The 22,533-nt window shown below is 53.5% G+C and carries 23 protein-coding genes; 8 read left to right on the top strand and 15 right to left on the bottom strand.

Features of this window, described 5'->3' with window-relative positions; all coding sequences use genetic code 11:
* Positions 1–23 precede the first annotated feature (23 nt).
* Positions 24–728, bottom strand: a complete 705-nt coding sequence (locus CPAR_RS09885) for a PHP domain-containing protein (RefSeq protein WP_012503173.1) — start codon at positions 726–728, stop codon at positions 24–26.
* 170 nt (positions 729–898) lie between these two features.
* On the bottom strand, positions 899–1,339 hold the full coding sequence (locus CPAR_RS09880; RefSeq protein ID WP_012503172.1) for a septal ring lytic transglycosylase RlpA family protein: 441 nt from the start codon (positions 1,337–1,339) through the stop codon (positions 899–901).
* Between the two features lie 283 nt (positions 1,340–1,622).
* On the opposite strand from CPAR_RS09880, the gene CPAR_RS09875 reads away from it, so the two are divergent.
* The 6 genes from CPAR_RS09875 (at position 1,623) to CPAR_RS11310 (ending at position 9,578) form a co-directional block, all read left to right on the top strand.
* Positions 1,623–2,585, top strand: coding sequence for a tetratricopeptide repeat protein (locus CPAR_RS09875; RefSeq protein WP_232203903.1), 963 nt, complete (start codon positions 1,623–1,625; stop codon positions 2,583–2,585).
* A gap of 213 nt (positions 2,586–2,798) precedes the next feature.
* The gene (locus CPAR_RS09870; protein WP_012503170.1) at positions 2,799–4,712 is read left to right on the top strand and encodes a potassium transporter Kup; all 1,914 of its coding nucleotides are present in this window, start codon (positions 2,799–2,801) and stop codon (positions 4,710–4,712) included.
* Positions 4,713–4,776: 64 nt separating this feature from the next.
* Complete coding sequence (locus CPAR_RS09865; RefSeq protein WP_012503169.1) at positions 4,777–6,690, top strand: potassium transporter Kup; 1,914 nt, start codon at positions 4,777–4,779, stop codon at positions 6,688–6,690.
* A 514-nt stretch (positions 6,691–7,204) separates the two neighbouring features.
* Positions 7,205–7,864, top strand: coding sequence for a PAS domain-containing protein (locus CPAR_RS09860; RefSeq protein ID WP_012503168.1), 660 nt, complete (start codon positions 7,205–7,207; stop codon positions 7,862–7,864).
* A 96-nt stretch (positions 7,865–7,960) separates the two neighbouring features.
* Positions 7,961–9,145: a TRC40/GET3/ArsA family transport-energizing ATPase gene (locus tag CPAR_RS09855; protein ID WP_012503167.1), complete on the top strand. Its 1,185-nt coding sequence runs from the start codon at positions 7,961–7,963 to the stop codon at positions 9,143–9,145.
* 154 nt (positions 9,146–9,299) lie between these two features.
* Complete coding sequence (locus CPAR_RS11310) at positions 9,300–9,578, top strand: hypothetical protein (protein ID WP_012503166.1); 279 nt, start codon at positions 9,300–9,302, stop codon at positions 9,576–9,578.
* A 22-nt stretch (positions 9,579–9,600) separates the two neighbouring features.
* On the opposite strand, the gene CPAR_RS09845 is transcribed toward CPAR_RS11310, so the two are convergent.
* Positions 9,601–9,834, bottom strand: a complete 234-nt coding sequence (locus tag CPAR_RS09845; RefSeq protein WP_012503165.1) for a hypothetical protein — start codon at positions 9,832–9,834, stop codon at positions 9,601–9,603.
* A 49-nt stretch (positions 9,835–9,883) separates the two neighbouring features.
* Entirely contained in the window at positions 9,884–11,203 is a 1,320-nt protein-coding gene (locus CPAR_RS09840; protein WP_012503164.1) for a pentapeptide repeat-containing protein, read from the bottom strand.
* A gap of 207 nt (positions 11,204–11,410) precedes the next feature.
* Between CPAR_RS09840 and CPAR_RS09835 the strand changes: the two genes are divergently transcribed.
* Positions 11,411–12,058, top strand: coding sequence for an SDR family oxidoreductase (locus tag CPAR_RS09835; protein WP_012503163.1), 648 nt, complete (start codon positions 11,411–11,413; stop codon positions 12,056–12,058).
* A gap of 153 nt (positions 12,059–12,211) precedes the next feature.
* Here the strand turns inward: CPAR_RS09835 and CPAR_RS09830 are convergent, their stop codons facing one another.
* The 11 genes from CPAR_RS09830 to CPAR_RS11350 form a co-directional block, all read right to left on the bottom strand.
* Positions 12,212–12,658 (bottom strand): hypothetical protein, encoded by a 447-nt coding sequence (locus CPAR_RS09830; protein WP_012503162.1) that lies wholly within the window; start codon positions 12,656–12,658, stop codon positions 12,212–12,214.
* Between the two features lie 220 nt (positions 12,659–12,878).
* Positions 12,879–13,136, bottom strand: coding sequence for a bacteriochlorophyll c-binding family protein (locus tag CPAR_RS10840; RefSeq protein ID WP_012503161.1), 258 nt, complete (start codon positions 13,134–13,136; stop codon positions 12,879–12,881).
* 90 nt (positions 13,137–13,226) lie between these two features.
* Complete coding sequence (locus tag CPAR_RS09825) at positions 13,227–13,589, bottom strand: response regulator (protein ID WP_012503160.1); 363 nt, start codon at positions 13,587–13,589, stop codon at positions 13,227–13,229.
* Positions 13,586–15,364, bottom strand: coding sequence for an ATP-binding protein (locus CPAR_RS09820; protein ID WP_012503159.1), 1,779 nt, complete (start codon positions 15,362–15,364; stop codon positions 13,586–13,588). The genes CPAR_RS09825 and CPAR_RS09820 overlap by 4 nt, the downstream gene beginning before the upstream one ends.
* A gap of 267 nt (positions 15,365–15,631) precedes the next feature.
* A complete protein-coding gene (locus tag CPAR_RS09815; protein WP_012503158.1) occupies positions 15,632–16,009 on the bottom strand; it encodes a response regulator transcription factor in 378 nt (125 codons plus the stop codon).
* Between the two features lie 158 nt (positions 16,010–16,167).
* Positions 16,168–17,577, bottom strand: a complete 1,410-nt coding sequence (locus tag CPAR_RS09810) for a sodium:solute symporter (RefSeq protein WP_012503157.1) — start codon at positions 17,575–17,577, stop codon at positions 16,168–16,170.
* A gap of 13 nt (positions 17,578–17,590) precedes the next feature.
* Entirely contained in the window at positions 17,591–18,757 is a 1,167-nt protein-coding gene (locus CPAR_RS09805; protein WP_012503156.1) for an exo-beta-N-acetylmuramidase NamZ family protein, read from the bottom strand.
* Between the two features lie 21 nt (positions 18,758–18,778).
* Positions 18,779–19,711, bottom strand: a complete 933-nt coding sequence (locus CPAR_RS09800) for a sugar phosphate nucleotidyltransferase (protein WP_012503155.1) — start codon at positions 19,709–19,711, stop codon at positions 18,779–18,781.
* 2 nt (positions 19,712–19,713) lie between these two features.
* Positions 19,714–20,721 carry an aminoglycoside phosphotransferase family protein gene (locus CPAR_RS09795; protein WP_012503154.1) on the bottom strand — a complete coding sequence of 336 codons (1,008 nt, stop codon included), beginning with the start codon at positions 20,719–20,721 and terminating at the stop codon, positions 19,714–19,716.
* 83 nt (positions 20,722–20,804) lie between these two features.
* On the bottom strand, positions 20,805–21,032 hold the full coding sequence (gene csmB / locus CPAR_RS09790) for a chlorosome envelope protein CsmB (protein WP_012503153.1): 228 nt from the start codon (positions 21,030–21,032) through the stop codon (positions 20,805–20,807).
* Between the two features lie 239 nt (positions 21,033–21,271).
* Positions 21,272–21,394: a hypothetical protein gene (locus CPAR_RS11350; RefSeq protein WP_012503152.1), complete on the bottom strand. Its 123-nt coding sequence runs from the start codon at positions 21,392–21,394 to the stop codon at positions 21,272–21,274.
* A gap of 303 nt (positions 21,395–21,697) precedes the next feature.
* Between CPAR_RS11350 and CPAR_RS09785 the strand changes: the two genes are divergently transcribed.
* Positions 21,698–22,315, top strand: a complete 618-nt coding sequence (locus CPAR_RS09785) for a DUF1997 domain-containing protein (RefSeq protein ID WP_012503151.1) — start codon at positions 21,698–21,700, stop codon at positions 22,313–22,315.
* Positions 22,316–22,533: the final 218 nt, after the last annotated feature.

Below are 22,533 nucleotides of genomic sequence, written 5' to 3'. Positions count from 1 at the left end.
ATAAATGCAGAGGTATTCAGTAATTACTGCCTGATTTTCCCTCCGCGGTAGAGAAACAACGAAACCTGGTCGTTCGTTCTGATGGCCGACTTGACCGACTCGACATTTTTTTCGCATCGCAGGAGCGTTTTCCACGAGAGCAGGTGGCGCTGTTCGTGAAAGTCGGAGTTGGCGATATAGTTGAACTTCTTCAACCCGACCACGTTGAACAGGTCGTCGCGGTTGGCCACCTCCCACGCATCGAACATCGCGGCGAGCCGTTCGTGGTTCTGCCAGAGGTGAGCGGAAGGGTTCTCGCCCGAGTGGTTACGGATGTAGGGGTGGCAGGCGACAGAAATGCCATGCTGCCGTCTGATGGCCTCGATGATCTCCTCGACGGAGAGGTCGGGTGAGATGTACTCCTTGATGTCGAGGGCGAGGATGTGGTAGCGCCCGGTGTTGTTGGTTAGCTCGACGCCCGGAACGAGCAGCATTCCATAGCGTTCCCAAGCTCTTCGCGCACCTTGCCACAAGGCTGCCTGGTACTCGCTGAATTGTGAACTGTCCATGACCTGAAGTTCCGATACCGGTCGTCCGTATCTCGTGATGCTTTCGGTGTCGAGCACGTGGTCGGTGATGGCGATCACGTCGAAGCCCGCATCGCCGTACAGATCGACCACCTCGTCAATCGAGCACGAACCGTCACTCCAGGTCGTATGGATGTGAAAATCGCAATAAAGCCACTGCATAGCCGTTCGGGTAAAGTTTTGCCGAAAGGTACAGTGAAAAGCGGGAACAGGGCGTGAACGGTGTGTGAACTTTCCGGGGACGGGGTGAGGCGGCAGGCTTGCGCTGTCTCATCATGCGACGAGACAGCACAGGCTCATGTCTGGCGATGGTTCGGGAAGAGAGCTGCCGATCAGTTGTAGGCTTCGATCTTGACCCTGCTGACGCCAGCGTCGACCATGTCGAGCTGCTTGGCAGCGGCCTTCGAGAGGTCGATGATGCGCTTGCCGACGTAGGGACCGCGGTCGTTGATGGTCACGAAGACCATTTTACCATTGTTGAGGTTGGTGACCCGGACAATGGTGCCGAAAGGCAGTGAGCGGTGAGCGGCCGTGAAAGTTCTCATGTCAAACTGTTCGCCATTGGCTGTCGTTCTGCCATGGAATTTGCTTCCATAGTAGGAGGCTGTTCCTGTGGCTACGAGAAATTTGTTGCCGTTAGCGACGGGTTGGGCGGTTTTGCTTTTCAGCGCCGGGGTGTTCTGGCGAGCGAAAACGCTGTTTGGTGAGAGTAGGGTGATAAATGAGAGTGCAAGGACGAGAAATCCTGATAAAACGTTGTTTTTATAGTGCATAATCGTATCCCGGTTATTGCGCAGCTACCCCTTCGATGGTTGTGCATGGAGCCTTTTTTCGTACTGAATAAATGTTTCTGGTAGTGCGCCGGTTAGCTTTTATTTTTGAAGCACATCCTCAATTATAAGAAAAAGATTTTCAAAAACGAAATCGTCAGCTATCAGCTTGCCGGTGTTGCCATCATATTGGCCTTGCCTGGTAGCTTCAGGGAAGTGTTTAGGCTTTCGATTCGGTTAATAAACGGTGGGGAGATGATCAACTATTTCTGGAGAGTATTGGCAAGTGAGAACCTATCGAGCAATGCGTTGCAGCGGCTTTGTGCAGGGCGTCGTGGTGTTGACGATCTGCCTTCTCTGCTTTGTGCAGACGGCGATGGCTGGCACTTCTGCCGAAGAGCTGGTTGATCGCGGTATCGAGATTGGCCAGCGTGGGGATTATGATGGTGCGATCGAGTTGTTTTCCCAGGCATTACGGCTCAGCCCGAACAATGCGGAGGCTTATTACAATCGCGGTCTTGCTCGCAGCGTTATCGGCGATCTGAACGGCGCGATTGACGATTATACGCAGACAATTCAACGAAAGCCCCGCTCATTCGAGGCGTATAACAATCGCGGTTTTACCAGAGCAGCGCTCGGTCGGTATGCAGAAGCGCTTGTGGATATCTCCCTTGCCATTGCCATCGAACCGAAGATGGCACAATTGTATAACAACCGCGGTGCGGTGCGCATGTCCATGAGCAATTACCGGGGAGCTATCGCCGATTTCAGCAGTGCCATCGATCTTGATCCGGTGCTCGCCGGAGCGTACAATAATCGGGGACTTGCCAGAGGTCTGGATGGCGATCTGGATGGATCGATCGGGGATTTCACGCTTGCGGTGAGGATCGATCCGCGTTACACGGTCGCCTGGTATAACCGGGGCAATGCGCGTGTTTCCAAGGATGATGTTCAGGGTGCGGTTGAGGATTACACGAAGGTGCTGGTGCTCGATCCCGAGATGGTTGCAGCCCGAAACAACCGCGCTTTTGCCCGACTCACGCTTGGTGATCATGCCGGAGCGTTAAGCGATCTGGACCGGGTTGTGGAGGCTTTTCCGGATGATGCGACAGGCTGGTACAACCGTGGGGTGGTCAGGAAAGTTGCCGGTGATCGCCTGGGAGCGATTGCCGACCTGACGAGGGCGGCGGAGCTGGGGGATTCGCTGGCCGTCACGGTACTTGAAGAGCTGATCGCACCGGAGCATTGAGCCGGAGATTGGCCGTTGATGCGGCCCCGGAGGTCCCGGTTTGCAATTGAGGAGTATTGTGTATATTCCTCGGTTTGGATTAGTATTCCGCAGCCAATGTGCATTGCAACACTGCTCATTCATATCGGCCGGGTTATGTACTTTAGATAACAAGGCAGTATACGGCCGCACCGTGTGTTGAACTGGCTTGCGGTAACAAGACATTTCTGCTCTATGTCAGCAACATCCGAAGATTCCCATTTATCCTCCCCCTCCGGCAAATCTGATTTCAAGCATCTTGCCACGTTGTCACTGGCCGCACTGGGTGTGGTGTTTGGCGATATCGGTACCAGTCCGCTCTATGCGATCCGCGAATGCTTCCATGGTGAGTACAGTATTCCGGTGACCGAGCAGAATGTGCTCGGCGTGCTTTCGCTGCTGGTCTGGTCGTTGCTTCTGATCGTTACCCTCAAGTATCTCACCTTCATCATGAAGGCCGATAACGAAGGCGAGGGCGGCATTCTTGCCCTGACCTCCCTCATTATTTCCCACAGCAAGAAGAACAAGAGCGAACGCTGGTTCCTTGTGGGGATCGGGCTTTTTGGCGCGTCGGTACTGTGCGGTGAGGCGATGATTACGCCGGCAATTTCGGTGCTCAGCGCCGTCGAGGGACTTCAGGTGATCGCTCCGGCCTCATCGAACCTGGTTATTCCGGTGACGGTCGCCATTCTTGCAGGCCTGTTTCTTTTTCAGCATCACGGTACGGCACGGCTCGGGGCGTTGTTCGGTCCCATTATTCTGCTCTGGTTCGCATCGCTTGCTGTGCTCGGGTTGGTTCAGATCTTCCAGTATCCGCAAATCTTTCGGGCCTTCTTCCCTTGGCATGGCATTTCGTTTCTGATGAACAACCAGATCCATGGTTTCATGGTGCTCGGCGCGGTCTTTCTTGCCGTGACCGGCGCAGAGGCGCTGTATGCCGATATGGGCCATTTCGGAAGGCGTCCGATTCGCCTGACCTGGGCAATCTTCGTCCTGCCGGCTCTGCTGCTTAACTATTTCGGTCAGGGAGCTTTGCTTCTCGCGGATCCTTCGGTATCGCACCACCCTTTTTATGCGCTCGTGCCGTCGTGGGCCCTGATTCCGATGGTGTTGCTGGCGACGGTTGCAACGGTCATTGCATCGCAGGCGCTGATTACCGGTCTTTACTCGCTGACCCAACAGGCTATCCAGCTCGGTTACCTACCGCGTCTGACGATCCGGCATACCTCGGCCAGCCATATCGGTCAGATCTACGTTCCGGCGGCTAACTGGGGGCTGATGGTCGCCACGATCAGCCTCGTACTCGGCTTTGGCTCTTCGAGCCGGCTGGCAGCTGCGTACGGTGCTTCGATGACCACCACGATGCTGATTTCGACCATTCTGTTCTTCTTCGTCTCAAGGCACATGTGGAAGTGGAACCCGTTTGCCTCGTTCGGTCTGCTGGTGATGTTTCTGGTGATCGATCTCTCGTTTTTCAGCGCCAGCATGAGCAAACTGTTTCATGGCGCATGGTTCCCGCTTGTGATGGGTCTGAGCCTGTTCATGCTTATGATGACCTGGAAGCAGGGACGGAAATTGCTGTACAAGCAGATCAATGAACGCACGCTCACGGTCAGCGAATTTGTCGAAAGTCTCTCATTGCAGCAGCCGCAGCGCATCAAGGGGCAGGCGATTTACCTGACGGCCAACCCGGACGTGGTGCCGATGGCCCTGTTGCATAACATGCGTCATAACAAGATTCTGCACTCCGAAGTCGGGCTCCTGCACTTTTCCACCGAGCGAGTGCCGAGGGTGCCGAACAGCAAAAAGGTGGAGGTTGTTCAGCTCAATTACGGGTTGTACAAGATTACCGCTCGTTACGGCTTTATGGAGTATCCCAATATCCGGCAGGTGCTTGCACTGGCGAACCAGCAGGGAATGCACTTCAAGATTGAGGCCATCAGCTTCTTCCTCAACCGTGAAAAGATCGTGACGGGAATCAAGTCGAAGATGAGCGTCTGGCGGAAAAAACTGTTTGCCCTTATGAGTCGCAATGCGTTGAGCGCGACGGCTTACTATGATCTGCCTTCCGGTCAGGTGATCGAAATCGGTGTACAGGTGCAGATTTGACGGGTTCTTTTTTGAGCTGTTTTTCCAAACCGAAAAGGCTTGCGTAACGAGATTTTTCTGAGCTATGTCAATCTCATCCGAAGATTCCCTGCCTTCCTCGCAATCAGGCCGTTCCGATTTCAAGCATTTTGCCGCTTTATCGCTTGCTGCGCTCGGCGTGGTGTTCGGTGATATCGGCACCAGCCCGCTGTATGCCATCAGGGAGTGTTTTCACGGAGAGTACAGTATTCCCGTGACCACCCTGAATGTGCTCGGCGTGCTTTCTCTGTTGATCTGGGCGATCCTGCTTATCGTTACGCTCAAATACCTGACCTTCATCATGAAGGCCGATAACGAGGGTGAAGGTGGCATCCTTGCCCTGACCTCCCTCATCATTTCCCACAGCAAGAAGAACAAGAGCGAACGGTGGTTCCTTGTGGGTATCGGGCTGTTCGGCGCGGCGTTGCTCTACGGTGACGGTATGATTACCCCGTCGGTCTCCGTGCTCAGTGCCGTTGAAGGGATCCAGCTCATCGCGCCCAATCTGACTTTTCTGGTGATTCCCATGACGATCGCCATTCTGGCAGGACTGTTTCTGTTTCAGCATAACGGTACGGCCAAGGTGGGTGCTTTTTTCGGGCCGATCATCCTGATCTGGTTCACCTCGATCGGGCTTTTCGGGCTGGTTGAGGTCGTCAAGTATCCCGCCATTCTCAAGGCGGTCTATCCCTGGTACGGCATTGAGTTTCTCCTGCACAATCATGGCCAGGGCTTTCTGGTGCTTGGCGCGGTCTTTCTGGCTGTGACCGGTGCAGAGGCGCTGTATGCCGACATGGGCCATTTTGGACGGCGGCCGATCCGCTTGACCTGGAGCCTCTTGGTGCTGCCGGCTCTGTTGCTGAACTATTTCGGCCAGGGGGCGGTGCTGCTGTCCGAGCCGTCAAAGTCATGGAACCCGTTTTATGCCCTGGTGCCGTCATGGGGGGTCATTCCCATGGTCATTCTCGCGACGTTGGCGACCATCATCGCTTCCCAGGCGCTCATCACTGGTGTGTTTTCCCTGACCCAGCAGGGCATTCAGCTTGGCTACATCCCCCGTCTGACCGTGCGGCACACTTCGGCGAGCCACATCGGTCAGATTTACGTTCCGGCGGCCAACTGGGCGCTTATGTTTTCGACGATCGCGCTGGTTGCGGGGTTCGGTTCTTCGAGCCGTCTGGCATCGGCATACGGCGTTGCCGTGACGGCAACCATGCTGATTTCAGCGGTGCTGTTTTACTATGTTGCCCGTGATCTCTGGAACTGGAATCCTTTTATACTCAACCTGTTGATGGGCTTGTTTATGGTGATTGACCTGGCGTTTTTTGGCGCAAGTGTCAGCAAGCTGTTTCACGGGGCCTGGTTTCCGCTTGTGATCGGTCTGGCGCTTTTTACCTTGATGATTACCTGGAAACAGGGGCGGAAGCTCTTGCTCAAGCAGATCGATGATCGTACGCTTACGGTCAGTGAATTCATCGAGAGCCTCGCTTTGCAGCAACCGCAGCGCGTGAAGGGGCAGGCGGTCTATCTGACGGCCAATCCTGATGTGGTGCCGATCGCGCTGTTGCATAACCTGCGTCACAACAGGGTTCTGCATTCAGAGGTCTGCCTTTTGCATTTTTCCACCGAGCGGGTTCCCCGCGTGCCGAACAGCAAAAAAGTCGAGGTCGTGCAGCTGAACTACGGCCTGTACAAGGTTATCGCCCGATATGGGTACATGGAATACCCCAACATCCGTCAGGTGCTTTCCCTCGCCAACCAGCAGGGAATGCAGTTCAAGGCCGATGCGATCAGTTTTTTCCTTAACCGGGAAAAGATCGTCACCGGAATCAAATCGAAAATGAGCCTTTGGCGGAAAAAGCTGTTTACCCTCATGTCGCGCAATGCGTTGAGTGCCACGGCCTACTATGATCTGCCTTCCGGCCAGGTGATCGAAATCGGTATGCAGGTGCAGATTTGACGGCTTGTACCCCGTTCGGCGATATCTTCTTTTCTTTCATTTAATTAGTGGTTCTATACATTTTGGGGGTACTGTGTCGGATGGTCAAATAATACGCTGAAAGCGCCTCTATAGGCGCTTTCACTCGTTATAGCAATTTTATTGTTTGGTTTTATATATTTGTATGTATATTAGTATAGGGCTTGTGTCGGAAGCCACAGATTGGTCTGTTTTTATTTGAGTCCTGCACTTTAGCTCCAAGTATATAGAGGTGTAGTATCGCCTCAGTGCTATGCTTTGAAGAGGGTGTCGTGAATTTTTTCGGTCTGCTATGGGCAAGGTTCTTGTTTGGATGCTATTCTTCATCTTTTCACTGTTTCCGCAAAAGGATGAGATCGGAGGTATTTGCCGGTTCCAGGTATAGGCTCATATCCTTTGTGATTCCGCATGCGGCGTTTTGACAGGTGGCACTTAGTAGCTTTTGAGCCTGTCGTTCTATTCGATAACGATTAACGGACAATATTCTCTGACGATCATGACAACACAAAGTGGGTTCCATCACCGTCTCAGAAATTACATTCTGAAAAAACATGGTTCAGTAAACGCATTTTGTCGGGCTGTTGGTATTAAATACCCTGCGCAGATGACACCCTATCTCAAAGGGAAGTGTCAGCCGGGGAAAAAGATGATCGAGCGGCTCGAAAAGGATGGTGCCGATGTAGACTGGATTCTTACTGGCCATGCCGTCGGAGAGCAGTCAAGTCCTATAAGTGACGCACTTGCTATTTCACGTTATCGGATGGATATCGACAATCTTCTTCGGCAGGTTCGTGTGCATATCGGGCGTTTCGAAGAGCGCCTCAAACCGGCCATCGAGGCCTATGCCGTGCTTGATGATGAGGAGAAGATTGTTGATCTGAGCAGCTCGATTGAAAAATTCCTTGGTTATGAGCTGGGCGCTCTGGCCTCCGTGCCGCTTTCCGATATTATTCATCCCGAGGATTATGTCCAATTCAAAATGGCGCTTGAACGCCAGAATTCTCAGGATTCGGTGCTTATGTTCTATTCACGTTTCAAGACCGGTACCGGTGAGTGGTTAAACGCGGAGTGGAGCCTTTCGGTAAAGAGAAAGCCAATGACCGATCAGAACGAATATGCGATGATTCTGCGCAAAACAGACGCACAGTTGTACTGATCTAGCGAGCCAAAGTGCTGCCTTAATGACGCAAACTTTTTCCCCCTGACCAATGTTTTTCCTACGGGCGTAGATAAACGAATATAAGGGGGATTTATGCGACTGATTTTGATGACGGGAAAAGGTGGTGTCGGCAAAACTTCGACGGCTGCGGCCACCGGGTTGCGCTGCGCCGAACTCGGGTACAAAACCCTTGTATTGAGTACAGACCCTGCCCATTCACTTGCGGACAGTTTCGATATGCCTCTCGGGCATGAGCCGCGGAAGGTCTGTGAGAACCTCTGGGGCGCGGAGCTGGATGTGCTTGAAGAGCTTGAGCAGAACTGGGGCAGCGTCAAGCGGTACATGACCGAGGTGCTGCAGGCCAGGGGTCTCGAAGGCGTGCAGGCCGAAGAGCTTGCCATTTTGCCAGGCATGGACGAGATTTTTGGCCTGGTCAGGGTATTCCGTCATCACAAGGAGGGGCATTACGATGTGCTGATCATCGATTCGGCTCCGACCGGTACTGCGCTGAGGCTGCTGAGTATTCCGGAGGTCGGCGGTTGGTACATGAGGCGATTGTACAAGCCGCTCGAAAAAATGGCTGTGTACCTGCGTCCGATCGTCGAGCCGATTTTCAGGCCGATTGCCGGCTTTTCGCTTCCCGACAAGGAGATGATGGATCTGCCTTTCGAGTTCTATGAGCAGATCGAGGCGCTCGGCAGAATTCTGACCGACCACAGCGTCACTTCGGTGCGGCTGGTTACCAACCCTGAGAAGATGGTTATCAAGGAGTCGCTTCGCGCACAGGCCTATCTCAGTCTGTACAACATCTCGATCGACATGGTGGTGGCCAATCGCATCATTCCAGATGAGGTGACCGACCCCTATTTTCAGTACTGGAAAGAGAATCAGAAGCTTTACCGCCAGGAAATTATCGACAGCTTCAGTCCGCTCCCGGTCAAGGAGGTGCCGCTGTATTCCCGTGAAATCTGCGGTCTCGAAACGCTCGAAAAGCTCAAGGATATGCTGTATGGTGACGAAGATCCATCACAGGTCTATTACACCCGCAACCCCTATCAGATCCACCAGACAGAAGGCGGCTTCGAACTTGAACTGCTCTTGCCAGGGGTTCCCGACGAAGAGGTTCAGTTAAGCAAAAGCGGCGATGAACTGAACATCAGGATCGGCAACCACCGCCGAAACATGGTGCTTCCCCAGTCACTGGCAACCCTGAAAACCACCGGGGCTCGGCGCGAGGCTGACCGGCTTGTGATCAGTTTCAGGGAGTCTGTCAATTGATGGATTGGCCGTAAAGAGCAGATTACGACGTTGGTTGAAAAGTTTGTTCTGGACAAAGGGTGGTATAATTGCAATTTTTTTTATACAATCAACGGTACAACTTTTTTAATAATCGTTAAGCCCGAAGTTTGTAACGGTAAGAAAGGAGGGCGTAATGTCTCAGTTCAGAGTCGGTGATCCCATTGTTTATCACAAACCCAAAAGCTCGGTATCGCCGGGACCGAGGGCCAGGCAGGTTTATGCGCTCGAGCACGGAGAGCATTACCACTATGTGGTTGACAAGTACTGGAAAGTCTCTTCGGTCAACAATGATGGTACCATAGAAGTTGTTACCAGAACGGGCAAGAAGCACACTCTGCCGGTTAATGACCCCAATCTCAGTAGAGCCCACCCCCTGCAGCAGTTTCTCTACAGAAAGCGTTTCCCCAATTAGCTGCTGCGTACTTCGCTGTCGGTCACATTTCCCACTCGCCTACCGGCTCTGAGCCGGTGCGCAGGTGTTTTGCTTCGGTATCGAACCAGAGCGGTTTTTCATGTCGAAGCATGCTGGCCACGGCCTGGAATTCAGCCGGATCGGCGAACAGATGATTTTCGATAAGCTGGTTGCTTGAGTCGTACAGCGCGATTCGGCCCTTGTGGTGAGTCAGATCCCAGCGGCTGTAATAGCTTGCGACAAGAATGTTTGCCATGATGCGCGTTGTTTTCCGTTAAGTCTCTTTTGGCTGACTGTGCTCCGGGTTACTCCGTGAAGGTTGCGTTGTTGAGTACTGCCCAGCTACGGGTGGCCGGTTTGCCTGAGGGGGTGAGCGTCGAGGACGAGATTGCCGCGCCGGTCAGATTGATGCCGATCAGGTTTGCTCCGGTCAGGTTCGTCCCCTTCAGCGAAGCTTTTTCCAGATTGGCATCGAACAGCGAGGCATTGGTCAGGTCAGCGCCGTCAAGATTGGCTCCGGACAGCATGGCGCCGAACAGGTTTGCATTTCGGAGATTAGCGTTCGACAAGTCGGCCTGTTTCATAAACGCACGGTCCAGCACTGCACCTTCAAGATTAGCTCCTTTCAGGTTTGCCTTTTCCATGTCTGCACGGCTGAAATTGCCGCCCGCCAGGTTGGCTCCGGCAAGATTGGCTTTGTCGAGATCGGCGCTTTCGAAGTCCGATTGCTTCAGATTCGCATTGCTCAGATCAACCTCTTCGAGATTGGCATCCCCAAGCTTTTCCTCGCTCATCTCGATGGGCGCTTCCGGGTGCTTCTCTCTCATCGTATTCCACTCTTCAACCTCACGAACATCGGGAACGGGCTGAGTTGGAACGGCCTGCGAGGTCGCACCATTAGGCAGGTTTTCCGGAATGATGACTGGCGGTGCAACAACCGGCGGGACAAACTCGGCAGGTGCGCTCGGCTCCTCCTGGACGAAGCGGCTGTTGTGCCGCATTGCCCATCCTCTCGATGCAGGTTCTCCGGACGGTATGACGGTATTGTTCGATACTTTGGCATCGTTCATGACTGCGTTTTCAAGAAACCGGGCCTTGGTAAACAGCGTGCCTTTGAGGTTTGCTCTTTCGAAACTGGTTTCAAAAAGGTTGGCGTCTTTCAGATTTGCCTGCCCGAGGTCGGCATCCCAGAGCTTTGCCCATCGCAGATTTGTTCCGGAGAGGTTGGCTCTCGACAGCCGGGCATCTTTGAGGAATGCATCCCTAAGATTTGCGCTCACCATCCATGCCTCGGAAAGATCGGCTTTCTTCAGGTCGGCTCGTTTCAGATAGGTCATCGACAGGTTTGCCTTGCGGAGATTGGCCTGGTCAAGTGAAGCTCCGCTCAGGTCTGCCTTTGAAAGGTTGGCCTCTGAAAGATTGGCTCCATCCAGATTGGCATCCTCCAGATTGGCTTTCGAGAGGTCGATCGGCAGCTCCGGCTGCGCTGCTCGCATGGCATTCCACTTTTCGACATTGCTGCGAAGCAGGTTGAGCTGGTCGCGGTTGTACGCATGAGCCGAAGGCGTCAGCGCGCAAAGGCCTGCAAAAAGCATGGCTGGAATGGCAAGGGTATGAGCTTTCATGATGCAGTAGGGTGGTATGCCTGAAAGAGTGTCAGCTTGTCGGAATGACGTGCGACGGTTTGACTCAAAATTAATGAAAAAGAGAGAGAGTCCATCAGATTCGCAGCCTCTGTCAGGGAAATTCAGTCAAAAACCCGTCGGAAACTGAATGGTGCCAGCTCTGGTTTTGATTTATAGATATCTGAATGAACATAAATAAATGTAATCATGGACGACAAAACGGAATACGGCAAAAAGGTGCTTGTTGCGGGCGCAACCGGAAAAACGGGCAGCTGGGTCGTCAGGCGCTTGCTGCATTACAAGGTTCCGGTGCGGGTTCTTGCCCGTTCGGAACAGAAAGCGCGGGAAATGTTCGGAGATACCGTTGAGGTTGTGGAAGGAAAAATCCAGGATCCCGAGGCGGTCAGACGGGCGGTTAGCGGATGTGATGCTGTCATCTCTGCTCTTGGCTCTTCTGCGGTGAGCGGCGAGGCCTCTCCCTCAGAGGTTGACCGCGATGGCGCGATCAGGCTGATCGATGAAGCCGCGAAAGCTGGGGTGAGGCATATCGCGATGGTCAGCTCTCTGGCCGTGACCAAATGGTTTCATCCGCTCAATCTTTTTGGAGGTGTACTGACAATGAAGCATGCTGCAGAGGAGCATCTTCGGAAGGTTTTTGCTACTGATGGGCGTTCGTACACCATTATCAGACCCGGCGGGCTCAGAGACGGGGAGCCGCTGCAGCACCGGTTGCATGTCGATCAGGGCGATCGACTGTGGAACGGCTGGATGAACCGGTCTGACGTGGCCGAGCTGGCGGTACTTTCGCTTTGGATTGACAAGGCGAAAAACAAAGACCTTCGAGGTGGTGATTGAGGCACCTGAACCTCAGCAGTCACTTGCAGGTTATTTCGACAAGCTTTCCGATTGAGCTAGCCGCAGAGTCGAGGGGAAGATATTCTGTACGCTGTAACCCGGAGTCCTCTTTTGCAGGTCTCCGGGTTTGCTTTTAATGGCGCGTGAGCTGGTTCAGCTCTTTGCTGCGGTCTGGTTTGATCCGGCCGGGTTGGCGGGAGTGCTGTAGGTTGGCTTGGGGGATGCAACAGCTTTTGGCTCGGTGCTGGCCGGTTTGGAGATGGCTTTGCTGACGGTGTCGACACCCGACTGGGCCACCGAAACGGCGGAGTTGGCCACGGCTCCTGCGAGATTGACCACAGCGCCACCAAGTCCGCCCAATGCGCCGGTAATCGAGCCAGCAGCCTCGCTTACCGACTTGACCGATGCCGAAACAGCGTCGGTAATGCCTTGAGCGGCATTGGTAATGGCTGGTACTGCGGACTCAATAGTGTTCGAAATAAGGTTGAGCTGGTTGACTCCTGCTTCCGTTATGCTTTTAACGGCGAAGTCAAAAGACTTCATGGTGTCGATTTTTTCAGTGGTAGGTTCTGCTGCAGCGGTTTTTGCTTCTTCTGCCATGATCTGTTCTCCTTTGATTCAGCTTTAAGAATTTCCGCTCCGTACCTGCTTGGCCGTATCGCTGTAACGCGGGGAATTCGGCGATAGTTTTTTAGCGGGCATTGGATTGGTTTTATTGGTGAAATGTACTCATTCGGCCAGACTCCTTCAATATTCAGCAGGTGTGAAAACAAAAAAGGGGCTATCAAGCCCCTTTTGAGATTCCAATGCCGGTAACCGCTTAGTCTTTGAAACGACTTTTCACCTCTTTGGACGGAGTCGCGAATCCGGAAGCAACAGGTGACGAGCCTCTGAGACCGGATCCAGATCCTGCACCACCATAAAGGTGAGGATAGGCGTTCGCACCAAGCCTTTTTGTTGTTTTGCCGATATTTTCAAGTGCATCACCGACTACCCACCAGTGGCCATCGATAAAAACCTCAAGAAATCTGCCATATGCTGCAGCGCCTTGGACGAATGCTCCTGACGGGTTGTTCATAATAAGATGTTCCTTTTGATGGATTATCAGACTTTGTAACAAGGTAAAAAAAATAATGGATCGTAGCAATAGCCATTCTCAGGGTTGCCGTTACTCAAGTAGTCTCAGGCACATGATTAACTCTTGACCGCTGAATGGTTTTTTGAGTGTTGCATTTGCTCCAACGGCATCGGCCAGAAGAAGGTAGTTCTCAGGGCCAGCTTTTCCACCGCCAGAAATGGCAAGAATTTTTATCGATGGATTGACTTTTCTTATTTCCATGATCGTCTCAATTCCCTCTTTATCGGGCATGAGCAGATCGGTGATGATGATGCCGATATCTCTTTCTTCCTGGAATTTTTTTAACCCATCCTCGCCATTTTCCGCTTCGGTGACTGTATAGTTCTCATTTTTCAGGGTTGTGGCGATAAACTTTCTGACGGATGGATCGTCGTCGATGACTAGTATTTTCATTGCGTTTTACAGTGGTTGGTTTCGTTGAGTACTTCATGGACTGTTGATGCCAATTGATGCAGCTTGACTGGCTTTTTGAGGAGGCGGTTGATGCCGTAATGGTTTAACGGTGTTTCATGACCGATGAGTTTGCCATAGCCGGTCATCAGGATGATCGGGGTTGATGGCATGAGCTTGTGCAGTTTTTCAGCAAGTTGAGTGCCAGTCATTTCCGGCATGGTCAGGTCCGTAATGATCAGGTCGTACTGTTCCGGGTTTTCCCGGAATCGCCTGAGCGCTTCGATGGGTGATTTCTCGGCATGGATCGTATAGCCAAGTTTTTGCATCATAATGGTCATCATCTGAACTGCCGCAGGCTCGTCATCAACAAAAAGAATATTGGCATTATGTTTGTTGAACTGCAGTTTTTGGGGCGGTTCGGGGGCTTTGTTTTCGTTGATAACCGGTAAGTAGACATGGAATGCCGAGCCTTTGCCTCGGCTGCTTTCAGCGATGATCTGTCCGCCAGCACCGGTGACGATACCGTGCACGACCGAAAGCCCGAGCCCGGTGCCTTTTTCGATCGATTTGGTCGTAAAAAAGGGCTCGAAAATACGTTCCATGGTTGCCTCGTCTATGCCGTTTCCCGTATCTGAAACCGTTAGCTTGACGTAGCCGGATTCCAGAAGATCTGGCAGCGAGGCGGCTTGCTGTTCTCCAGGCAGTATTTCTTTCAGGCCGATGGTCAGGGTGCCGCCGGTATGCTCCATGGCATGGAACGCATTGGTGCAGAGGTTGATGATAACCTGATGAATCTGCGACGGATCGGCCAGTACACTCCGGCAGGCCTGATCGATGCGTTGTTCGATTGAGATGGTCGATGGCAGAGATGGCCTGAGCAGCTTGAGCGCTTCGCCGATGATGTCTTGTATAAGCACTGGGGCAGGATTGCCGTCCTGTGCTCGGCTGAAAGTCAGAATCTGTGAAACAAGCTTCTGGGCGCGTTCGGCAGCTTGCATGATTTCGGTGAAGTACTCATACATCGGGTCATCTTCGTCGAGACTGCCAAGGCCCATTTCAGAATATCCGAGGATTGGGGTCAGGATGTTGTTGAAATCGTGGGCTATGCCGCCTGCAAGTGTGCCGATGGTTTCGAGGCGCTGCGATTTCCGTACTTGCGATTCCAATCTGCGGTTTTCTTCAATAGCAGCAATTCGATCGGTGATATCAAACAGAATTCCTCCGATGCTTTTGAAGGTTCCGTTATCCGAGAATGTCGAGGTTTTCTGGTCTTCGAGCCAGCGGATGGCGTTCTCTGGTGTGACAACCCTGTAGGATATCTTGATCGATTGTGGGGCTGATTTGAGTTTTTTGTACGACTCGGCTACCATTTGCCGATCATCAGGGTGTATTATCGAGAGGGTATCGAACAGATGCCTGGTGTACTGCTCAGCAGACGCCTCCTTCAGAAAAGCCGGGGGGCGGGATAGCAGGGTGGTTTTACCTGAAGTGTCGATTTGATAGATCGTCCCCGGGATGTTTTCGATCAAGGAGCGCAATTCCAGGGCGCAGTTTTCCATTGTTGACGTGTTTTCGGTTCTGATTGTATTGATGGGCCGCCGTGATCCGGCAATACTCAGCGGCTTGCTGTTCATGTCGTGATGCAGGATTTTTTCACGATCAAGGATACTGCCCCAGCATCCGCATTTGTGATGCCCCCTCATCGTAGTTCCACAATGAGCTGGATTTTCCAGCCGCTTGTTCTTCGAGAGATTTGATGGCTCGTTCACGATCATCTGGGGGAGCTGTTGTTTCCATCGTTCTATGGTTATGGGGGTAAGACCTTCCCCGGCGTAACCCACTCCCAGTGGGCCATCTTAGCGTCCTTTATTGCTTGCTCAGATGTTAAGGCGCGACGTTCGCGCATGGAACTGTTACCTGCACGATCGTCTCCTTTGCCTTGCTTTTGCGTTTCCATCACTACAGGTCGCTCTTCGAGCTTTGTCGCCGTTTCTTACATTGAGAATGTAATGTTCTGTGGCCTTTTTCGGTAGTGGTTCAGCCTACTGGTTTAACTCGTCAATGATACTAAGTAGTTCTGAGTTTCCAAACGGCTTGCAGAGCGTTGCATCTGCCCCCATGGCCTTTGCGCGATTGAGATAGTTTTCCGGAAAACAGATGCCGCCTCCCGATATGGCTATAATTTTTATCCAGGGAAAGTCCTTGCGTAGTTCGCTGATGGTTGCGATGCCTTCTTTTTTAGGCATCAATAAGTCTGTGATGACTATGTGGATCTCGGGTGTTTTTCTCAAAGACAGGAGCCCTTCGTGCCCATCCGCTGCCTGTATTGTACTGTAGCCATCCTCATTAAGAATATCGCAAATCATCTGCCGGATATCCTCCTCATCCTCGATGACTAGGATGGGAGCTTCAATTTTCATGGTCTTTTCTGTCAATGGTTTTTGAAAAATGCCGGTTTAGCGCTTAGTCTTGGATGGTAATGACAGGAACCAGTGTATAGCGCTAATAAGCGAAGATACAGTTTTCTTCTATAATAACGCCAGACTTTACGCTCATTTTTCTTGGGCGTATTTAACTTTCAGGACAACTTCGTATTGCTCTTTTTCGACTGTAAAGCCTCGATGAGCAAGGTTACCAGCAGGTTCACGATTACCGAGACGGCTATGTACCAGGTCCATGCCAGCCCGAGGAATTTCAGCAGAAACACCACGCCCGTGCTTGCCAGCAATCCGGCGATGAGACTGGTAGAGTGGAACTCCCGACTGCTGCGCGAAAGGAGAAACAGGCCGAGCAGTCCGCCGTAGGTGAACGAGGCGATTTCAAGACCCAGCATCACAATCGATTTGTCGTTTTCGTTGAATACGAGCGCGATGCCGATCAGCACTGCGGCCCAGCCGATGCTGATGAAGCGGGATGCGGTGAGCGAAGCGTTCCCTTTCAGCAGGTCGGTCACGGTTGAGGCGGCGAGCGCATTGATCGAGGAGGAGAGGGTCGACATCGCTGCCGACAAGATGCCGGCCAGCAGCACGCCCTTCAGGCCTGCCGGAAGTACGTTGACGATGAACGAAGTGAATTCGCGGTCTTTGGTCGCCGGCGCTCCGTGCATGAAGAGGTAAATCAGCGATCCGGCGAGCAGGAAGAGCGCGAACTGAAACAGCACGAAGATGCCGCTGCCGATCATCGCCTTTCGCGCCGAACCGAGCCCCTTGCACCCCAGAATCCGCTGCACCATCAGGTAATCGACACCGTGCGAGGAGAGCGATAAGAGTGTCCCACCGACAAAGGCGCTCACAAAGGAGAGCGGGTGGGTGAAAAGGTGGGGATCGGTGTCGATGACCCGCAGCTTTCCGGCCTCATACAGCGAACTGAAAATCTCCGGCAGAGGCATGCCAATGTGCATGAGGACGTAACCGATGGAGATAAACCCACCGGCAAGGTAGAGCCCGAACTGAAAGCTGTCAAGCCAGACGACGGTTCTGAGTCCTCCAGAAATGGTGTAGATCAGCGTAACCATGCCAATGATGAGCACGCACAGCCAGAGCGGCCAGCCGGTGACCACCTGCACGATCACACCGGTGGCGAGGAACCGGATGCCGTCGCCGAGGATGCGGGTAATCAAAAAAATGCCTGACGCGGTTTTCTGGATTCCGGGGCCGAATCTCATGCCGATGACTTCGTAAATCGAGGTGACGCCGTGTTTGAAATAGGCTGGCAGCAGAATGAAGCTGACCAGAATCCGGCCAACGATGTAGCCAAACGAGAGTTGCAGGAAGGTCCAGTCGCCCCGGTAGGCCAGCCCCGGAACACTCACAAAGGTGAGTACCGAGGTTTCGGTAGCCACCACGGAGAGCATGACGGCGAACCATGGCAGCTTGTGGCCGCCGAGAAAGTAGTCGCTGGTCTGCTTGTTGCTGCGACCCTGCCAGAGGCCGAAAAGCGTGCTGGCCGCGAGGAAGCTGATGATGATAGCGTAATCGATCGGTTGCATCGAGATCTGCGGGTTACGAGTCGTACAGATGGAAGTTGGGTTTGATGGCGGCAAACGAGGCTTCGTCCTGCTGCCAGGAGCTGATGATGGTTTCGGCGGGTTTTCCGTCGAGAATCATCGAACGGATTTCACTGCTTCCGGCAAGTAGGTCAAATGCGGGGATGTCATCCCTGAACTCATACACACCGTCCAGAAACGAGAGGCGGTCGCCGTACAGCTCGCGAAGCGCGCAGGTCATGGCTACTCCGGTTGCGAAAGGGCGGAATCGCTCGCGGTCGGTCACGTGCAGGTAGATGCCGCCGACGACTCCACCGGCATACTTGTGGAAGGTCGGTCTGAACCAGGTTGGACGGAAGACAACGCCCTCCAGTGGCATCGAGCTGAGACGTGCGGCAAGCGCTTCCGGATCGACGAATGGCGCGCCGCTCAGCAGGAACGGTGTGGTTGAGCCGCGCCCCTCCGAAACATTGAGACCCTCGAACAGGCACATGCCGGGATAGACCTCCGCGACTTCGAACGTTGGCATGTTCGGCGACGGCGGCACCCACGGCAGTCCGGTTTCCGGAAAGAGCATCCGGCGCGACCAGCCCTGCATCGCAAGCACGCTCAGGTTGAGGTCGAGCTTTTTGTAGTCGCGGTAGAAGTGGGCGATCTCTCCGGCGGTCAGGCCGTGGCGCACCGGCACCGGCATTACCCCGACGAACGAGTGGAACGCCGGGTCGAGCAATGGGCCTTCGATCAGCTCGCCGCCGAGTGGGTTCGGCCGGTCGAGCACCATGATTTCGATGTCGAGCCCCTGCGCAGCCTCCATGAAGAGCGCCAGCGTGTTGACGTAGGTGTAGTAGCGCGAGCCGACATCCTGAATGTCGAACAGCACCAGGTCGAGCCCTTCGAGCAGCTCGCGGGCCGGGGCGAGCGACTGCTCGTTGTGGCCGTACAGGCTGACGATTTCACAGCCGGTCTCGGGTTCACGATCTACGGCGATCTGATCCTGCTCGACGGCGAACAGGCCGTGTTCGGGCGAAAAGATTCGGGTGAGTTCGACACCGGCGCGTCGCAGCAGCGTCCACGAATAGTCGAGTTTCGACGATACCGATGTCTGGTTGGCGATCAGGCCGATGCTTCTGCCAGCCAGCAGATCGGGATTGCCGAGCAGGATGTCGAGACCGTTGATGACCATGCCGTTTGTGAAATGAGAGGTTCAGAGCGGAATGCGCACGTTCGGTGGTGCGGCAATTGAATTTCTGACAGCTTCATCCGGGCCGATTATCGTGCCGGGCAGCAGTACCGAGTGCTCCACGACCGCGCCCTTCGCGATGGAGCAGTTCGCGCCGATCACCGAATCGATGACCGTTGCATCCGGGCTGATCGAGGCTTCAGGCGAGATCCGATGGGGGAAAAAGCCGATCTGCTGTTTCATTTCTGCCGCAAGTTGAAGGATACGCAAATTATCGTCAAGGTTCGCGCGGTAAAAGTTCGGCAACGTACCGATGTCCTGCCACAACCCCTTGTGCTCGTAAAAGGCGAGACCTTCGTTTTCCACGAGCCCATTAAATCCGGTTTCGACGATGCCTGAGTAGCCGCTCTCCAGATGCTGGAAAATGGCAGGGCTCAATATCGCCGTACCGGTGTAGATGAAGGAAGAGTCAAGCCCAGTGCCACGCCGGTTGCGGAAATCGAGCACACGGCCATCTTTGACGCCGATGTGGCCGATCTCTGCTGCCAGCGGAGTTTCATACAGGGCCAGCGTGCCACCTGTGTCCGATCGCCGGTGCGTGTCGATGAGCGAGCGCAGGTCGATGTCGCTAATAATATCGCTGTTGATGAGCAGGAACTCCTCATCGCCGAGCAGCGCTTCGCACTTCTTCAGGCCGCCACCGGTGCCGAGGATGGTCGGCTCTTCGGACAGTACAATTTCGAGACCGCCGAAGTCGTGCTCGTCGAAAAAGCGGCGGATGCTCTCCTGATGGTGGTGAATGTTGATGATCGCTTTGCTGATACCAGCTCTTTTCAGCAGGAACAGAGAGTAGCAGAGGCTTGGCACGTTCAGCACCGGAATGAGCGGCTTGGGTAGGGTATCGGTCAGCGGCTGCAGGCGGGTGCCGAATCCGGCGGCCAGGACGAAGGCGTTCATGGTCAGCGGGAAATGAGTGGTTCAAGCAGCTCGCCTGCGGTTGCAAGCTCCGGGCGTGCTTCGATGTAGTCGCGCAGGTAGCCCAGCGTCGGTGCGATGTCGGCCTCGAACGAGGAGTTGCCGACCACGGAGGTTTGGTAGCAGAAGGTGCCGACCGCCTTGACGTTGCGTTGAAATGCCATCAGGTCGAACAAACGCCGGTACTCCTCCTCGCTCATCGTCGTCAGGCCATGCTGGCGGAGCTGCTCGAAGTGGTAGCGTTTCAACTCTTCCACGAGGTTGGCATCCAGCCGCACATAGGAGTCGCGCAAAAGCGATACCGCATCGTATTGCGGTAGTCCCATACGGGCATCCTGAAAGTCGATGATCACCGGCTCGTTCCGGAAAAGCATGATGTTGCGGCAATGGAAGTCACGGTGGTTGAGCACGAAATGCTCCGGCAGCACCAGCAGATCCGTGATGGCGAGAAATTCCTCGCGAAGCCGTCCGATTGCAGATTCGCCGAGCCTTCCTGCAAAATAGTCCTTCAGGGCGTGTTCGATAAAGAAGTCGAATTCAAACATCAACTTCTCATGATCGAAACTGAGCGAAAAGGGAATCGCTGATTCCAGTGCTTTTTCATCAGGTCGGATCGACTGGATCTTGACGAGCAGGTCGATGATCTGCCGGTAGCGTGCGGAGAGCTGCTCACGATCGAGCTGCGGAATCTCGTCCTGAAGCATCAGGTCACCGCAATCTTCGAGCAATAGCGAGCCGGTTCCGCCGGACATTCCGTACACCTCGGGTACCCGTACGCCATGCGTTGCAAGCAGCTCGCGGACGATGAGGAATGGGTAGGTGTCAGGAGCGGCGTTGATGAATGCCGGATCGATGCAAGCAATGGCCGTGCCGTGCGGTGCTGTCACGCGAAAATAGCTCCTTGTCGAGGCATCTCCTTTGAGACGGCGTATACCGAGGCTTGCGCGCTCGCTGACGGGATAGAGTTGGCGGATGGAGTCCAGGGCGTTCATGAAGCGAGGTGGATTGAAACGAAACCCTAAAAAAAAAGCACCTTACGCGGAGGCATAAGGTGCTTGCAATCAGGGAAGTTCCCTTATTTTTTCGGGGCTACAGCCGAAGAGACGTTCTGCAGAACCTGGGTAGCAACGTTAGCGAAGCTGGCAACCAGATCGGTAGCGGTCTTGCCGAGGGGCTCGGCGACTTCAGCAAGAGCTTTGAGGCTGTTGTTGGCAACATCAACCTGCATCTGGAAAAGCTTGCCGAAGGTTTCGGTGAGGGTGTTGATTGCACCCGCGACATCGATGTTAGTTCCGTTTGACATGATGCGTATATGTTTTGAGTTGTTAGAAAGCACATAAGAGAAATTCTCCGCACAAAGGCAGGCTTTCGTGATAATGAAATAAAGCTAATATATTTTAACCGGTTGCGCAAGCGCGGGTGCGTAAAAAACGTGTTAACTGGTCATGCTCTCAGCAGGTATATTCCAGCCGGTTATGCGTGGCTGCTCTTGGCGCACTATGAAGAGGTCGGTCGGCTGATCGGCCAGGCTTTCGTTGCTTTTCAGTTAGCCTTTTTGTTCTGCGATTTGCCGATGAACCGGTTGAGCAGAAGCACCAGAACGATGCCGCCGAGAAAGAAGCCGAGCGGAGCAAAAATGGTTGTATAGTTGAATGCGTCAGCCATTGGGTGATGATTATCGCGTTGTTATGGAGACGGTTGTTGAAGCAGTGGACGCCACTTGCTTGCAACGCCATGTGTGATGAAAATAAGAAAAAACCTGTATTGCAACAGGCTTTTACCGGCGAAGGCCTTTTCTGTTCTCTTCCGGGATGGTAGCAGGCGGAGGGAACTCTGTGATTTGGGGGGGCGTTCATTGAAAAAATTGTGAAAAGAATCTTTCTTCGCGCTGTTGAAAACGCGTCATGATCCCGGCTGCCGTCGGGACTTTTTTAGCGGCGCACTCAAGTACCAAGTGTTGCAGTCGATATGGAAGTTATAGGAAGAAGCAAGGCCAAAGCGGTCATAGAGTCGCACCTGAATGATTCGGTGGTATATTTTTCGGATCATGTAAAAATTCTCAAATGCAATCCCTACTGTACCGGGGTCACCTATTTGAAGGAGCATGGCGTCTATCAGTGGATTTTTCAGGTGAACGATCCGCGCGACAATCCCATTACAGCAGTTTTCTTCGTCACGCAGGACGAAGAGCATCTCAAAGACACCTCCATTGCACCGGCGTCTCCGGAAGAGGAGGCAGCGCGCAGCGAGGCTGTTGGAGGTCGATGCATCAGATGGGTCAATGCAGCTAAGATTCCCGAGATACCGCTGGACAGCAAAAACACTTTTGTGGGGCGGGCTAACACCAGAATCTGCCTGTACCATCTGGACAACCAGCGTACCGAGGTGCACTTTGAAACCGACATCACGCTGGACTTCGAACTCTCCTTTCCGCTCAACCTGATGCCGGAAGCTATTCTCAAGTTCACGACTGAAGCGATCATGTCGAACATCATGCAGCAGGCTACCGAAAGTATGCTCTGCCAGGTGCAGAGCGATCTGTGCTGCACCACAGCCGAACTGAACGCTTCCGGCGGAACGGCCTGAAGCTGTTCAGAGCCAATCTGTTTCGAGAGCGTCCGCGTCCCGGGCGCTCTTTTTTTTTGTTCAGTTCCGCCCCGTCTCTTGATTTTGATTCTTGATGCTTTGGCGGATTGCGATTGTTTCCGGAAACAATCGCTGTTGCACAAAGGATTGTTTTTTCTTACTTTCAATACCCTAACGGGGTATAGGTAAGCTTTGTGGCGCCCTGAAAATGTGTCATA

Origin of the sequence: Chlorobaculum parvum NCIB 8327, assembly GCF_000020505.1 — a bacterium.
Classification (GTDB): Bacteria; Bacteroidota; Chlorobiia; order Chlorobiales; family Chlorobiaceae; genus Chlorobaculum; species Chlorobaculum parvum_A.
Note: the sequence above shows the minus strand (reverse complement) of the source record. Positions and strands in the feature narration are given on the sequence as shown.

What these genes read in the sequence shown, in the direction of transcription:
- CPAR_RS09885 (WP_012503173.1), bottom strand. Translation starts at nt 728, where the DNA reads ATGCAGTGGCTTTATTGCGATTTTCACATCCATACGACCTGGAGTGAC.
- CPAR_RS09880 (WP_012503172.1), bottom strand. Translation starts at nt 1,339, where the DNA reads ATGCACTATAAAAACAACGTTTTATCAGGATTTCTCGTCCTTGCACTC.
- CPAR_RS09870 (WP_012503170.1), top strand. Translation starts at nt 2,799, where the DNA reads ATGTCAGCAACATCCGAAGATTCCCATTTATCCTCCCCCTCCGGCAAA.
- CPAR_RS09865 (WP_012503169.1), top strand. Translation starts at nt 4,777, where the DNA reads ATGTCAATCTCATCCGAAGATTCCCTGCCTTCCTCGCAATCAGGCCGT.
- CPAR_RS09860 (WP_012503168.1), top strand. Translation starts at nt 7,205, where the DNA reads ATGACAACACAAAGTGGGTTCCATCACCGTCTCAGAAATTACATTCTG.
- CPAR_RS09855 (WP_012503167.1), top strand. Translation starts at nt 7,961, where the DNA reads ATGCGACTGATTTTGATGACGGGAAAAGGTGGTGTCGGCAAAACTTCG.
- CPAR_RS11310 (WP_012503166.1), top strand. Translation starts at nt 9,300, where the DNA reads ATGTCTCAGTTCAGAGTCGGTGATCCCATTGTTTATCACAAACCCAAA.
- CPAR_RS09845 (WP_012503165.1), bottom strand. Translation starts at nt 9,834, where the DNA reads ATGGCAAACATTCTTGTCGCAAGCTATTACAGCCGCTGGGATCTGACT.
- CPAR_RS09840 (WP_012503164.1), bottom strand. Translation starts at nt 11,203, where the DNA reads ATGAAAGCTCATACCCTTGCCATTCCAGCCATGCTTTTTGCAGGCCTT.
- CPAR_RS09835 (WP_012503163.1), top strand. Translation starts at nt 11,411, where the DNA reads ATGGACGACAAAACGGAATACGGCAAAAAGGTGCTTGTTGCGGGCGCA.
- CPAR_RS09830 (WP_012503162.1), bottom strand. Translation starts at nt 12,658, where the DNA reads ATGGCAGAAGAAGCAAAAACCGCTGCAGCAGAACCTACCACTGAAAAA.
- CPAR_RS10840 (WP_012503161.1), bottom strand. Translation starts at nt 13,136, where the DNA reads ATGAACAACCCGTCAGGAGCATTCGTCCAAGGCGCTGCAGCATATGGC.
- CPAR_RS09825 (WP_012503160.1), bottom strand. Translation starts at nt 13,589, where the DNA reads ATGAAAATACTAGTCATCGACGACGATCCATCCGTCAGAAAGTTTATC.
- CPAR_RS09820 (WP_012503159.1), bottom strand. Translation starts at nt 15,364, where the DNA reads ATGATCGTGAACGAGCCATCAAATCTCTCGAAGAACAAGCGGCTGGAA.
- CPAR_RS09815 (WP_012503158.1), bottom strand. Translation starts at nt 16,009, where the DNA reads ATGAAAATTGAAGCTCCCATCCTAGTCATCGAGGATGAGGAGGATATC.
- CPAR_RS09810 (WP_012503157.1), bottom strand. Translation starts at nt 17,577, where the DNA reads ATGCAACCGATCGATTACGCTATCATCATCAGCTTCCTCGCGGCCAGC.
- CPAR_RS09805 (WP_012503156.1), bottom strand. Translation starts at nt 18,757, where the DNA reads ATGGTCATCAACGGTCTCGACATCCTGCTCGGCAATCCCGATCTGCTG.
- CPAR_RS09800 (WP_012503155.1), bottom strand. Translation starts at nt 19,711, where the DNA reads ATGAACGCCTTCGTCCTGGCCGCCGGATTCGGCACCCGCCTGCAGCCG.
- CPAR_RS09795 (WP_012503154.1), bottom strand. Translation starts at nt 20,721, where the DNA reads ATGAACGCCCTGGACTCCATCCGCCAACTCTATCCCGTCAGCGAGCGC.
- csmB (WP_012503153.1), bottom strand. Translation starts at nt 21,032, where the DNA reads ATGTCAAACGGAACTAACATCGATGTCGCGGGTGCAATCAACACCCTC.
- CPAR_RS11350 (WP_012503152.1), bottom strand. Translation starts at nt 21,394, where the DNA reads ATGGCTGACGCATTCAACTATACAACCATTTTTGCTCCGCTCGGCTTC.
- CPAR_RS09785 (WP_012503151.1), top strand. Translation starts at nt 21,698, where the DNA reads ATGGAAGTTATAGGAAGAAGCAAGGCCAAAGCGGTCATAGAGTCGCAC.